Source organism: Kitasatospora sp. NPDC058063, from assembly GCF_042885395.1.
Lineage (GTDB): Bacteria > Actinomycetota > Actinomycetes > Streptomycetales > Streptomycetaceae > Kitasatospora > Kitasatospora lactacystinica.
This window is the reverse complement of sequence record NZ_JBHVSD010000029.1, coordinates 103,699-116,681: the sequence shown is the minus strand read 5'-3', so window position 1 is coordinate 116,681 and position 12,983 is coordinate 103,699. Positions and strand designations below refer to the sequence as shown.

The following is a 12,983-nucleotide window of genomic DNA, read 5'->3' as shown; positions in this document are numbered from 1 at the left end:
AGATCGAACCACGCGGCCCCATCGAGACCGAAGCAGCCCGCCGCCTCGCCGACGACCTCAAGAACGAGTGATCACCCGATTACCCAACACTTTCTCAGCCGCCCGCCAGCACCGCGCACACCTGCCAGCCCGGCCGGGCGTGGTTGCCGGGATCGACCGGCGTCGGCGGCGCGACCGCCGTGCCCTGCGCGGTGGCCAGCACCGGCTGCAGGAAGCCCGCCATCGAGGTGTCGCAGGGCTCCGGACCGGCCTGCACCACCGAGTCCACCAGCCGCAGCTGCGCCGAGGCCAGGTCGACCCGGTCGAACTCGAAGGTCAGCTGCCGCCGCACGGTCTCCAGGGTGACCGGCGCTCCGGCCGGGGCCCCGGCCGGCTTCAGCGCGTAGACGAAGGTGTGGTCGGTGGTGATCTGCAGGGTCCCGCCGTCCGCCTCGTCGATCCGCATCGCGCCGGCCACCTTCACGGTGTTCGAGGCCAGCGCGACCTGCGCCGGGTCGAAGCGGACCATCCAGCCGGTCACCGCGTGGTGCCGGTCGTCCACCGGCTGCGCCACGCTCGCGTCGAACTCCGCCTGCTCACCGGGCGTGACGAAGGCCCGCACGTCGGCGGTGGCGCCCTGGACCAGCGCGGCCGGGGCCAGCGAGGAGGCAACCAGGTAGCGCTGGACGGTGTCGAGCGCCTTGGTCACCTCGACCCGGCTGAAGTGCTCGGTGGCGGCCCCGGTCGGGGTGTTCAGCCCGATCGTGCCGTCCCCGTACCCGGGCTGCAGCGCGGTGAACGGGTCCGCCGGGTCGGCGACCGGGCGGACGGCCGACGCCGGGCTCAACGCGACCAGGCTGACGGTCAGTTGACTGCCCTCGGGCCGCACCGCGGTCCCCCTCGGCGAGCTCACGCCGAAGTACACCGCGGTCCCGAAGGCGAGCAGGATGAGCAGCAGCAGGATGAGCGCCTGGCGCGGGACGGTGCCCAGCGGGCCGAGCCGCACCCGCGGCCGGGTGGCCTTGCCGAAGGAGCCGGCCAGCCGCTCCCGGGCGGACAGTTCCTGGATGCGGGCAGCCCGAACGAACGATTCGTCGAACACGACGGACCGGAATTCGTCCTCGTTGCCGGAACCGCCCTCGGGCGTACCCTCCGGAGGCTCTCTCGGGTCACCCACACCACCAGGGTAGGCCGACACCGGCGCCGCCACGAGGGTGCGGGCGCACATTCCCGGGAACGCTCAGTGACCACCGCCCCCGGGCGTGCGCCCGCGCCCGGAGGCGACCGCTTCGGCCCGCCCCGGCCCGCCGAAGCCCGCCCTAGGCCCTCTCTTTCGGATCACGTCGGACCAGTGGGCGTCGTTGGAGTGCGTGCATCGGCGGTGCGGAGGAGGGAGTCCATGCGGTGGGGGCACCTCCCGGCCGCCAGGCTGGGGGCCATCGGCGACCGACGACAAGCCGACGAGGTGCGTGCTCCGGCGGCGACCGCCTGGCGTGATCCGAAAGAGAGGGCCTAGCCCGTCGGCGCCGTGACCACCAGCGGGGGGTCTGCCGGGGCCTGCCCCGGATCGACCCCGGCGCTGCTGGTGCCGGACTCGGGGCGCCGGGGCGCTCCCGCGGAACCGCCCACGCCCTGGTAGATCGCCGCGACCGCGATCGCCACCAGGCCCACGCCCATGATCACGGCGAGCACCCAGGCCACCGGCCGGTGCCACCGCTGCTGGGCCACGTACCGCCCGCGGGAGCGCACCGGGTCGTAGCCGCGTCGCCACCGCCGCCGGACCCGGCGGTCGGCCGCCCGGTCCGGCCCCGACCAGGGATCGGGGTAGAGGTGGTCCGCGTCGAGCCCGCTCGGGTACGGGCGCAGTTCCAGCGGCAGTCCGTCCCCCGCAGGGACGTCACAGCCCCAGCCCGGGCCCGCGGCGTCCGACTCGAACCGGGCCTCGGCGGCGGCGAGTTGCCGCTCCTTGGCGGTCGGCTCGTGCACGGCGGCGGACCGGACGAAGGCCTCATCGAAGACCACGGTGGCGAACTCGTCGTCCGCACCACCGTGGTCGGCGCCGTCGGGGTACGGGAAGCCCCCCACATCCTCAGCCACGGATTCAGCGTATTACCGGCCGGGCGATTTGTCTGTGGCTCCCGGCAGTTGGTCCGTCACACGTGTGACGGACGCCCCTCACCCGGCGTTCAGCGGCCGTGCGCGTCCCCGCCCACGGTCTGCGTCGCCTCGCCCCGCACGTGCCCGTCACCAGTGACGATGTACTTGGTGCTGGTCAGCTCGGGCAGGCCCATCGGGCCGCGGGCGTGCAGCTTCTGGGTGGAGATGCCGATCTCAGCGCCGAAGCCGAACTCACCGCCGTCGGTGAAACGGGTCGAGGCGTTGACGGCCACCGTGGTGGAGTCGACCAACCGGGTGAACCGGCGGGCGGCGGCCTGCGAGGTGGTGACGATCGCCTCGGTGTGGCCGGAGGACCAGCGGCGGATGTGCTCGACGGCGGCGTCCAGCGAGGGCACCACCGCGGCGGCCAGGTCCAGCGAGAGGTACTCGGCGCCCCAGTCCTCGTCGGTGGCCGGCACCACGGTGGCCGGGCCGCCCTCGGCGGCCTTCAGCACCGCCTCGTCACCGTGCACCGTCACCCCGGCGTCGGCGAGCGCCGCCAGCGCGAGCGGCAGGAAGGCGTCCGCGACGTCCTGGTGGACCAGCAGCGTCTCGGCCGCGTTGCAGACGCTGACCCGCTGCGCCTTGGAGTTCAGCAGGATGCCGACGGCCATCGCCAGGTCCGTCTCGGCGTCCACGTAGACGTGGCAGTTGCCGGTTCCGGTCTCGATCACCGGGACGGTGGAGCCCTCGACCACGGTGCGGATCAGCGAGGCGCCGCCGCGCGGGATCAGCACGTCCACGTGGCCGCGGGCGCGCATCAGCTCCCGCACCGAGTCCCGGCTCTCCCCCGGCACCAGCTGGACCGCGTCGGCGGGCAGCCCGGCCGCGGCGACGGCGTCGCGCACCACGGCGACCAGCGCGGTGTTGGAGCGGTAGGCGGAGGCGGAGCCGCGCAGCAGCACCGCGTTGCCGGACTTGAGGCAGAGCGCGGCGGCGTCCGCGGTGACGTTCGGGCGGGCCTCGTAGATGATGCCGACCACGCCGAGCGGCACCCGGACCTGCCGCACGTCCAGGCCGTTGGGCAGGGTGTAGCCGCGCACCACCTCGCCGACCGGGTCGGGCAGGCCGGCCACGTCGCGCACGTCGGAGGCGATCGCGGCGATCCGCTCCTCGGTCAGGGTCAGCCGGTCGATCACCGACTCGGCCGTGCCGGCCGCCCGGGCCCGCTCCACGTCCTCGGCGTTGGCCGCGACGATCTCGGCGCCGCGGGCCACCAGGGCGTCCGCGACCGCCAGCAGCGCGGCGTCCTTCGCGCCGCGCGGCAGCGGGGCGAGCGCGGCGGCGGCCTCCCGGGCTCGGCGCGCTACGGCGAGGACGGGGCTGTCGGCGGTGGCGAGGTCGCTGGTCATGCCGCCAAGGGTAGCGACTGCACCTGCCCCGCCCGGGCGGTATTTCGCCCGGTGAGACGCCGCTCCGCCGGTCCCGGTCCGACGATCCCCGGTCCGACGGGGCCGCCCGGCCGCCGGGGCGGCCCGGCACGGGGCGGCTCAGTACGGGGCGCCTCAGTACGGGTGCACGCCGCCCAGGTGCGGCGGCGGGTCGCCGAAGCCCTCCGCCACCCGTTTGTGGTACGTCGCCCGGTCGACCACCTCCAGCCCGACGATCTCCCAGGGCGGCAGGTTCGCGGTGACCTTGTGCTCGCCCCACAGCCGCAGCGCGATGGCCGCCGCGTCGTGGAGGTCCCGGGCCTGCTCCCAGTAGCGGATCTCCGCGTGGTCGGCCGCGTAGCGGGCGGTCAGGAAGAACGAGTGGTCGTGCGCCAGCTGCTCCAGTGAGGCGCGCAGCGAGGGCAGCGGGGTGACCTGCCCGGCCACGCTCAGCACGACGTGCCACAGCCGCGCCTGCTCGGGCACGGTGGGCGGCTGGGCCGCCCGGTCGCGTTCGGGCCGCATCCTGCGCACCCCGCCGGGCCTCTGCGGCGGCGGACCGGCCGGCTCGGCGGGGCCGTCCCCGCGCCCGCCGTCGATGCTGGTCAGCCGCCGGCCCGCCGTCCCTGCGGTCAGCGCTGCCTCGCGCCTGCGTTCCACCGGCGGCCTCCTGTTCGGCGATGTCCTGTCGTCCCCACCGGCCCCGTCGGCCCTCGGCCGACCGGTACGGCTGCGCCCCTCCTCGCCCGTGGCCGGGCCGCTCCCGGTACGGAGCGGCCCGCCGTGCGCGCTGCGCCGATCGGCCGGGCGGCCGGTGCCGGCCCGCCGGGCCGGTCAGCCGCGCAGAACGACCAGGTCGTCGCGGTGGACGACCTCGCGCTCGTACGCGGCGCCGAACTCCTGGGCCAGGTCGCGGGTGGACCGGCCGAGCAGGCGGGGCAACTCCCTCGCATCAAAGTTGACCAGTCCGCGAGCCACGATGTGGCCGTTTTCGGCAAGAAGGTCCACCGGATCACCCGCGGCGAACTCCCCGTCGACCTTGGTGACCCCGGCCGGCAGCAGCGAGGCGCCGCCGGAGACGACCGCCCGGACGGCACCCTCGTCCAGGTGCAGCGCCCCGCGCGGGCTGCTCGCGTGGGCCAGCCAGAGCATCCGGTCGGAGGTCCGGCTTCCGGTGCGCAGGAAGAGCGTGCCGGTGGGCCGGCCGGCCAGCGCGTCGGCGGCCTGGCTGGCGGCGGTGAGCACCACCGGGATGCCGGCGCCGGTGGCGATCCGGGCCGCCTCGACCTTGGTGACCATGCCGCCGGTGCCGACCCCGGCCTTGCCGGCGCTGCCGATCTCGATGCCGTCGAGGTCCTGCGGGCCGCGTACCTCGGCGATCCGGCTGGTGCCGGGGCGGGACGGGTCGCCGTCGTACAGGCCGTCCACGTCGGAGAGCAGCACCAGCAGGTCGGCGCGGACCAGGTGGGCGACCAGGGCGGCGAGCCGGTCGTTGTCGCCGAACTTGATTTCGGCGGTGGCGACGGTGTCGTTCTCGTTGACGATCGGCATCGCGCCCATCGCCAGCAGCTGGTCCAGGGTGCGGTAGGCGTTGCGGTAGTGGGCGCGCCGGCTGGCGTCCTCGGCGGTGAGCAGCACCTGGCCGACCCTGATCCCGTACCGGGCGAAGGAGGCGGTGTAGCGGGCGACCAGCAGGCCCTGGCCGACGCTGGCGGCGGCCTGCTGGCGGGCCAGGTCCTTGGGCCGCCGGTCCAGACCGAGCGGGGCCAGGCCGGCGGCGATCGCGCCGGAGGAGACGAGCACGACCTCCGGCGCCCCCGGGCGGCCGCGCAGCTTGGCGAGCGCGTCCACCAGGGCGTCGACGCGGTCTGCGTCCAGGCCGCCGGCCGCCGTGGTCAGGGAGGAGGAGCCGACCTTGACGACGATCCGCCGCGCGGTCAGCACCTCGTCCCGCAGAGAGTCCTCGCTCATCTCGCTGTACGCCCTTCCGGTGTGGTGCGGGTACGGCGGGGCCCGGGCCCGGCCGTCACCCCCGCAATCTACGCGATCGGCGCAGGTCACCCGCCGGGTGTTTCACCGGCTGGACCCGGCCTGGTCACGGGCCCGCCACAGCCCGTCCGGCAATCCGGATGACTGGTATGGTCCCTGACCGCAAGCCAGATCGGGGGACGGCTTCTTGCCCGCTGGACCCATGTCGTCATCGACCCTTCCTGTCACGACGGGCGGCGCCGCACTGGGCAAAGGCCGGCAACGGTCGCGGCCGTGCGCCCAGGAGAAATGCGCACCATGCGTTCGTACACCACCAAGCTGACCTTCGCCGCGCTCGCGGCGGCCACCGCCCTGTCGCTCGCGGCCTGCGGGCCGGACAACGCCGACCCGGCCGCCCCGGCGGGCGGCTCGACCGGTGCCGCTCCGGCGCCGACCAACGGCGCTCCGGGCGCCGCCACCGGGGGTGCCGCCACCGGGGGCACCCCGACCGGCGGCGCGGCCGGCGGTTCGACCGCGGCCCCGTCGGGTGCGGCGACCGGCGGCGCGGCGTCCGGCGGCGCGGGCACCGCCGGTGCGGCGGGCGGCGGGGCCGCCGGCGGAGCCGTCCCGGCGGCCGCCAGCAGCGTGAAGGTCGGCCAGAGCGCCACCGTGGACTTCGCCGACAAGACCTCCAAGGTCGCCACCAAGCTGGAGATCACCGTCACCGGCGTCGAGGTCGGCTCGGTGCAGGACTTCACCGCCGCCAAGATCAGCATCGTCGGCCTGGAAGGCCGCACCCCGGTGTACGTGAGCTACACCATCAAGAACGTCGGGGACGCCAGCCTCTCCTTCACCGCCCCGGACTCGAAGTTCGTCGTCTTCGACACCGCCGGCAAGAAGGGGCTCAACGTCATGACCGCCGCCACCCCGCTGCCCAAGTGCACCGGGGCGAAGTTCCAGGGCGTGACCAAGGGCGCCGAGGCCAAGGGCTGCACCATCATCTCCATCCCCGGGAACACCCCGGCCGCGGTCGGCTACACCGACCTGGCCGACCCGCTGAAGCTCCAGGCCTCCTGGGCCAAGTGACGCCCGGTCACCGCTGAACACGCGGACGGCCCCCGCCACCTTCGACAGGTGACGGGGGCCGTCCGACAGGGGCTCTGGAGACAGGCCTCAGGACTCCGGGGCTCAGTTGTCCTCGTCGTCGTCGCCCTCGATGGCGGCCTGGCGGCCGCTGGAGAGCGCCTCGAAGGCGAGGAACTCGGACTCGGCCGCGTCCCGGCCCTTCTGCTTCTCGCGGCGGCGGTCGACCGCCGGGCGCGGGTTCTCGAAGCGGTGGTCCTCACCGCGGCGGCCGAGCATCTCGGCACCGGCGGCCATGGTCGGCTCCCAGTCGAAGACGACGGCGTTCTCCTCGGGGCCGATGACGACGGTGTCGCCCTCGTGCGCCCCGATCTTCCACAGCTCCTGCTCGATCCCGAGGCGGGCCAGCCGGTCGGCGAGGTAGCCGACGGCCTCGTCGTTGCTGAAGTCGGTCTGGCGGACCCAGCGCTCCGGCTTGACGCCGCGGATGTGGTACGCGCCGTCCTCCTCGGTGATGGTGAAGCCGGCGTCGTCGACGGCCTTGGGCCGCAGCACGATCCGGGTGGACTCCTCGGCCGGCTTGGCGGCGCGCGCCTCGGCGACGATCCCGGCCACGGCGAAGCTCAGCTCGCGCAGGCCCTTGCGGGAGGCGGCGGAGACCTCGAACACCCGGTAGCCGCGCTCCTCCAGGGAGGCGCGGGTCAGGTCGGCGATGTCCTGGCCGTCCGGGACGTCCACCTTGTTGAGCGCGACCAGGCGCGGGCGGTCGTCCAGGCCGCCGTACTCGGCGAGCTCGGCCTCGATGGTCTCCAGGTCGGTCAGCGGGTCGCGGCCGGGCTCCAGGGTGGCGCAGTCCAGCACGTGCACCAGCACCGAACAGCGCTCCACGTGGCGCAGGAACTCCAGGCCCAGGCCGCGGCCCTGGCTGGCGCCCGGGATCAGGCCGGGCACGTCGGCGATGGTGTAGACGGTGTCGCCCGCGGTGACCACCCCGAGGTTGGGGATCAGGGTGGTGAACGGGTAGTCCGCGATCTTCGGCTTGGCGGCGGAGAGCACCGAGATCAGCGAGGACTTGCCCGCGCTCGGGTAGCCCACCAGGGCCACGTCGGCGACGGACTTGAGCTCCATGACGATGTCACGGGCCTCACCGGGCTCGCCGAGCAGCGCGAAGCCGGGCGCCTTGCGGCGGGCCGAGGCCAGCGCGGCGTTGCCGAGGCCGCCGCGGCCGCCCTGGGCGGCGACGAAGCTGGTGCCGTGCCCGACCAGGTCGGCCAGCACGTTGCCCGCGCGGTCCAGCACCACGGTGCCGTCCGGCACCAGCAGGACGAGGTCCTCGCCGAGCGCGCCGGTGCGGTTGCCGCCCGCGCCCGGCTTGCCGTTGGTGGCCTTGCGCTTGGGCGAGTGGTGGTACTCCAGCAGGGTGGTGACCTGCGAGTCCACGGTGAGGATGACGCTGCCGCCCTCACCGCCGTTGCCGCCGTCCGGGCCGCCGAGCGGCTTGAACTTCTCGCGGTGCACGGAGGCGCAGCCGTGGCCCCCGTTACCCGCGGCGACATGAAGTTCGACGCGGTCCACGAAGGTGGTCATGGGTGTGCCTCCAGTGCGCGAGAGTCTGCTTGCTACCTGCGTAAAGCGTGAAGGGTGGACCGGAGAATTCCGGCCCACCCTTCACTGTGAGTCTTGTCCGACCCGGTGGGTCTTCTCAGACTCGGGAGTCCGCGGGGACTCAGGCCTCGACGGCCACGATGTTGACGACCTTGCGGCCACGACGGGTGCCGAACTGCACCGCACCGGCGGTCAGCGCGAACAGGGTGTCGTCGCCACCGCGACCGACACCGGCACCCGGGTGGAAGTGGGTGCCGCGCTGGCGGACGAGGATCTCGCCGGCGGAGACGACCTGGCCACCGAAGCGCTTCACGCCGAGGCGCTGGGCGTTCGAGTCACGGCCGTTACGAGTAGAGCTTGCGCCCTTCTTGTGTGCCATTTTTCGCTATCCCCTTACTTGCTGACCGAGTCGATGCTCGTGATGCGCACCGCGGTGTGCTGCTGACGGTGACCCTGGCGACGGCGGTAGCCGGTCTTGTTCTTGTAACGCAGGATGACGATCTTGTCACCCTTGGTCTGGTCGACCACCTCGGCGTGAGCCTTCACGCCGGCCAGGACCCACGGGTCGGAGGTGACAGCGTCACCGTCGACGACGAGGATGGTCGAGAGCTCGACCGAGTCACCCGGCTTGGCCTCGATACGGTCGATCTCCAGCACGTCGCCCACGGCGACCTTGTGCTGGCGGCCGCCTGCGCGAACGATCGCGTACATGCGGTACCTGCTTTCCTTGCTCGGTCGGAACCCCCGACGCCAGCCACCTGGGTACGGACACAGGAGCCTCTCCCCGGCCCTCCGCGCGAACGCGGCGACCCGGGAAGGTGATGTGCTCGGGAGCATGGCGTAGACACGCCGATGGTCAAGAATACGGACCGGCCGCCCGGGGGGCAAACCGGCCCGTACGACCCGGGGCGGGATCACTCCCGCCCCGGGCGTGGGCACTACTCGGACGCCGTATCACCGTCGGCGGCCGCGGCCTTCTTGGCCGCCGCGCTCGTCCGCTTGGTGGCGGTCTTGCGGGCGGTGGTCTTCTTGGCCGCCGTGGTGGTCTTCTTGGCGGCGGTCTTCTTCGCGGCGGTCTTGCGGGCGGCCCGCTTCTTCGGCGCCGGCGCCTCCTCGGCCGGAGCCTCGGCGGCCTCCGCGGCCTCGGGAGCCTCCGTGGCCGCGGGGGCCTCGGCGACGACCGCGGCCTCCGCGACCACGACCGGCTCACCCGGCGCCTCGGCGACGGCCTCGGCGGCGGCTTCCGCGACCGCCGGGGCGGCGGCCTCCAGGGCCGCCTCCAGCGCCGCCTCGGCCTTGGCCTGGAGCACCACGATCTCGGCGGTGTCCGGGGAACCCGCCGGAGCGGTCGCCTTGCGCACCGCGCGGCGACGCGGACGGCCCGCCGGAACGGCGGCCGGGGCCTCGGCCACGGGGGCCTCGACGACCGGCGCGGCCACCTCGGCCGGAGCCTCGACGCCCGGGACCTCCAGGGCCAGCTGGCCCTCGATCTCCTCGCGCACCGGCTCGGCGAGCTCCTCCGCCGACTCGGACAGGATGGTCACCACGGGCTCGACGGCCTGCGGCTCCTCGTGGCCCGCGCCGCCCTTGCCGCGGCGACGGCGCTTGCCGCCGCCCGCACCGGCCTCGCCCGCCGCCACGGGGGCGTGGACGTGGGCGCTCGGCTGCTCCATGTGGACGATCACGCCGCGGCCGTTGCAGTGCACGCACGGCTCGGAGAAGGACTCCAGCAGGCCCTGGCCGACCCGCTTGCGGGTCATCTGGACCAGGCCCAGCGAGGTGACCTCGGCCACCTGGTGCTTGGTCCGGTCCCGGCCCAGGCACTCCAGCAGGCGGCGCAGCACCAGGTCGCGGTTGGACTCCAGCACCATGTCGATGAAGTCGATCACGATGATGCCGCCGAGGTCGCGCAGCCGCAGCTGGCGCACGATCTCCTCGGCCGCCTCGATGTTGTTCCGGGTGACCGTCTCCTCCAGGTTGCCGCCCTGGCCGACGAACTTCCCGGTGTTGACGTCGATGACGACCATCGCCTCGGTGCGGTCGATCACCAGCGAACCGCCGCTGGGCAGCCAGACCTTGCGGTCCAGCGCCTTCATCAGCTGCTCGTCGATCCGGTAGGTGGCGAACACGTCCACCTCGGAGGTCCAGCGCTGGAGCCGCTCGGCGAGGTCCGGGGCCACGTTGGAGACGTACTCGTGGATGGTCTTCCAGGCCTCGTCGCCGGAGACGATGACCTTGCTGAAGTCCTCGTTGAAGATGTCGCGGACGACCCGGACGGTCATGTCCGGCTCGCCGTACAGCAGCGCCGGGGCGTTGCCGGTCGCGGCCTTCTTCTGGATGTCCTCCCACTGCTGCTGGAGGCGCTGGACGTCGCGGGTCAGCTCCTCCTCGGAGGCGCCCTCGGCGGCGGTGCGCACGATGACGCCCGCGTCGTCCGGGACGATCTTCTTGAGGATCTGCTTCAGCCGGGCGCGCTCGTTCTCCGGGAGCTTGCGCGAGATGCCCGTCATCGAGCCCTCGGGCACGTACACCAGGTAGCGGCCGGGCAGCGAGATCTGGCTGGTCAGGCGGGCGCCCTTGTGGCCGATCGGGTCCTTGGAGACCTGCACCAGCACGGACTGGCCGGACTTCAGCACCGACTCGATCCGGCGCGGGCCGCCGTGGCCGCCCAGCGCGCCGAAGTTGACCTCACCGGCGTACAGCACCGCGTTGCGGCCCTTGCCGATGTCGACGAAGGCGGCCTCCATCGACGGCAGCACGTTCTGGACCTTGCCCAGGTAGACGTTGCCGACGTACGAGGTGGCCTGCTCCTTGTTGACGTAGTGCTCGACCAGCACGCCGTCCTCGAGGACGCCGATCTGGGTGCGCTGACCGCTCTGGCGCACCACCATGACGCGCTCGACCGACTCGCGGCGGGCCAGGAACTCGGCCTCGGTGATGATCGGCACCCGGCGGCGGCCCAGCTCGCGGCCCTCGCGGCGGCGCTGCTTCTTGGCCTCCAGACGGGTCGAGCCCTTGATGGACTGCACCTCGTCCGGGTCGAAGGACGGCTCGGTGGAGCGGCGGCGCGGCTCGCGCACCTTCACCACCGTGCGGACGCCGTCCTCGGTGGTCTCGGCGGCCTCGACGGCGCCGGCCTCACCGCTGCGGCGACGGCGGCGACGGCGGCGGCGCGACGAGGACAGGCCGGCGGCCAGGTCGTCGTCCTCGTCGCCCTCGTCCTCGGCGACGGCCTCGGCCGACTCCTCGGCGGCGGGCTGCTCGGTCTCGACGGCCTCGGCGGCCTCGAACTCCTCGGCCTCGCCACGACGGCGGCGGCGGCCACCCCGGCGGCGACGGCGCGACGGACGGCCGTCGTCCTCCCACTCGCCCTCGGTCTCCGGACCGGCGACGGGGGCCTCCACGGCGGGCGCCTCGGCGACCGGGGCCTCGACGACCGGCGCGGCCTCGACCGGGGCCTTCACAGGGGCCTTCGCCGGCGCCGGAGCCTTCGCCTGGGCCTTCGCCTGGGCGGCCGGCTTGCGACGGGTCGGCTCGACCCGGGTACGGACCCGGCGGCGACGGCCGACACCGCTGTACTCGAACTCGTCCTCCTCCTCCGTGCGCTCGGCCACGGCCGGGGCCTCGGCCTGCACCGGGGCGGCGACGGGCTTCTGCGGCGCGGCCGCGGTGGCCGGCGCGGACGGCGTGGACGGCGCGACGAAGGGGGCCGGCTCCTGGAACACCGGCGCCTGGAACACCGCGGTGGCCGGGCGCACGGCGCGGCGGCGCACCCGGTGGTGCGGCTCGGCGGGGGCCTCGGCGACGGGGGCCTCGGGGGCGGCGGCCTCGACGGCCTCCTCCTCGGGCTCCTCCGCGGCGGCGGGCTCCTCGGCCTGCGGCGCCTCGGCGACGGGCTCCGCCACCGGGGCCTCGACGACCGGTGCGGCCTCGACCACGCGACGGCGGCGGGGGCGGCGGGCCGGAGCGGCCGGGGCCTCCTCGGCCACCGGCTCGGCGGCGGCGGGGGCCTCGGGAGCGGCGGCCTCCACGACCGGCGTCTCGACAACCGGCGTCTCGACAACCGGCGCCTCGGTCGTGGGAGCACCGGCGGGCGCCTCGGCGCGCTTGCGGGTGCGCCGGGCCCGGGCGGGCTTCTCGGCGACGGGCTCGGCGACCTCGGCGACCTCGGCCTTCTCCGCCTTCTCGGTCTTGCCCGCCTTGGTGGCCCTGGTGGCCCTGGTGGCCTTCGCGGGCTTCTCGGCGGCGGGCTCGGCCGCCGGGGCCTGCGCCGTCTCCGGTGCGGTCACCACGATCGGGGTGGCCTCCGGCGCCCCGGCCGGGGCCTCGGCGCGCTTGCGGGTCCGGCGGGCCCGGACCGGCTTCTCGGCGGCGGGCTCGGCCGCCGGCTCCACGGCCGGAGCCGGGGTGGCCGCGGCGGTCGGCGTCTCGGCCGGCAGCACCGTCTCGGCCGCCTCGGCGGCCGCGCCCTGCGGGGTGCCCGCCGGGCGGGACACCGCGCGGCGACGACGGCGCGGCGGCGCGGCGGACGCGCCCTCGCCACCGGTCGCGGCGGTTTCGTTCTGGTCCGTGGCCGCAGTCTGCTGCGGATCGGTGTTATCGAGCATGCGGGTGGATCTCCCGTCAGGCCCCCGGGCTCCACATCCGGGCACGGCACGGCACCGCTGGGCGGCCGGCATCGCGACGATGCCCGGACCGGACCCATTTGACGGTGCCGCCGCGCGGACGCGACGCCGCACAGGGGCTCGTAGTCTCGCTCGGCGCCCCGCGCTCGGCGGGGTGTCGAAAGTCTTCTGGTTCTGACCAGTCTTCTGAGGTTTT

Annotated in this window: 10 protein-coding genes; 1 reads left to right on the top strand and 9 read right to left on the bottom strand. The window is 74.5% G+C overall.

All coding sequences use genetic code 11. From position 1 onward, the window contains the following. Positions 1 to 94 precede the first annotated feature (94 nt). The 5 genes from ACFVUY_RS36465 to proB form a co-directional block, all read right to left on the bottom strand. On the bottom strand, positions 95 to 1,156 hold the full coding sequence (locus ACFVUY_RS36465) for a hypothetical protein (RefSeq protein ID WP_380543247.1): 1,062 nt from the start codon (positions 1,154 to 1,156) through the stop codon (positions 95 to 97). Positions 1,157 to 1,491: 335 nt separating this feature from the next. Next, complete coding sequence (locus ACFVUY_RS36460; RefSeq protein ID WP_387736453.1) at positions 1,492 to 2,076, bottom strand: hypothetical protein; 585 nt, start codon at positions 2,074 to 2,076, stop codon at positions 1,492 to 1,494. Between the two features lie 89 nt (positions 2,077 to 2,165). Continuing rightward, complete coding sequence (locus ACFVUY_RS36455; RefSeq protein ID WP_387695702.1) at positions 2,166 to 3,488, bottom strand: glutamate-5-semialdehyde dehydrogenase; 1,323 nt, start codon at positions 3,486 to 3,488, stop codon at positions 2,166 to 2,168. 153 nt (positions 3,489 to 3,641) lie between these two features. Beyond that, the gene (locus ACFVUY_RS36450; RefSeq protein WP_359910956.1) at positions 3,642 to 4,166 is read right to left on the bottom strand and encodes a hypothetical protein; all 525 of its coding nucleotides are present in this window, start codon (positions 4,164 to 4,166) and stop codon (positions 3,642 to 3,644) included. A 174-nt stretch (positions 4,167 to 4,340) separates the two neighbouring features. Then, positions 4,341 to 5,477 (bottom strand): glutamate 5-kinase, encoded by a 1,137-nt coding sequence (gene proB / locus ACFVUY_RS36445; protein ID WP_359910954.1) that lies wholly within the window; start codon positions 5,475 to 5,477, stop codon positions 4,341 to 4,343. A gap of 306 nt (positions 5,478 to 5,783) precedes the next feature. Here proB and ACFVUY_RS36440 point away from each other — a divergent pair, with 306 nt between their 5' ends. Beyond that, on the top strand, positions 5,784 to 6,560 hold the full coding sequence (locus ACFVUY_RS36440) for a hypothetical protein (RefSeq protein WP_387736452.1): 777 nt from the start codon (positions 5,784 to 5,786) through the stop codon (positions 6,558 to 6,560). Positions 6,561 to 6,662: 102 nt separating this feature from the next. Here the strand turns inward: ACFVUY_RS36440 and obgE are convergent, their stop codons facing one another. The 4 genes from obgE to ACFVUY_RS36420 form a co-directional block, all read right to left on the bottom strand. Beyond that, positions 6,663 to 8,144 carry a GTPase ObgE gene (obgE, locus tag ACFVUY_RS36435; protein ID WP_387695370.1) on the bottom strand — a complete coding sequence of 494 codons (1,482 nt, stop codon included), beginning with the start codon at positions 8,142 to 8,144 and terminating at the stop codon, positions 6,663 to 6,665. Positions 8,145 to 8,283: 139 nt separating this feature from the next. Beyond that, positions 8,284 to 8,541: a 50S ribosomal protein L27 gene (gene rpmA / locus ACFVUY_RS36430; protein WP_030309712.1), complete on the bottom strand. Its 258-nt coding sequence runs from the start codon at positions 8,539 to 8,541 to the stop codon at positions 8,284 to 8,286. Between the two features lie 14 nt (positions 8,542 to 8,555). Further along, positions 8,556 to 8,873, bottom strand: coding sequence for a 50S ribosomal protein L21 (rplU, locus tag ACFVUY_RS36425; RefSeq protein ID WP_045696828.1), 318 nt, complete (start codon positions 8,871 to 8,873; stop codon positions 8,556 to 8,558). Between the two features lie 227 nt (positions 8,874 to 9,100). Continuing rightward, positions 9,101 to 12,769: a ribonuclease E/G gene (locus ACFVUY_RS36420; protein ID WP_387736451.1), complete on the bottom strand. Its 3,669-nt coding sequence runs from the start codon at positions 12,767 to 12,769 to the stop codon at positions 9,101 to 9,103. Positions 12,770 to 12,983: the final 214 nt, after the last annotated feature.

Bases quoted from the DNA above. Each gene is read 5' to 3' on its own strand.
- ACFVUY_RS36455 (WP_387695702.1), bottom strand. From the start codon at position 3,488: ATGACCAGCGACCTCGCCACCGCCGACAGCCCCGTCCTCGCCGTAGCG.
- rpmA (WP_030309712.1), bottom strand. From the start codon at position 8,541: ATGGCACACAAGAAGGGCGCAAGCTCTACTCGTAACGGCCGTGACTCG.
- ACFVUY_RS36420 (WP_387736451.1), bottom strand. From the start codon at position 12,769: ATGCTCGATAACACCGATCCGCAGCAGACTGCGGCCACGGACCAGAAC.
- proB (WP_359910954.1), bottom strand. From the start codon at position 5,477: ATGAGCGAGGACTCTCTGCGGGACGAGGTGCTGACCGCGCGGCGGATC.
- rplU (WP_045696828.1), bottom strand. From the start codon at position 8,873: ATGTACGCGATCGTTCGCGCAGGCGGCCGCCAGCACAAGGTCGCCGTG.
- obgE (WP_387695370.1), bottom strand. From the start codon at position 8,144: ATGACCACCTTCGTGGACCGCGTCGAACTTCATGTCGCCGCGGGTAAC.
- ACFVUY_RS36440 (WP_387736452.1), top strand. From the start codon at position 5,784: ATGCGCACCATGCGTTCGTACACCACCAAGCTGACCTTCGCCGCGCTC.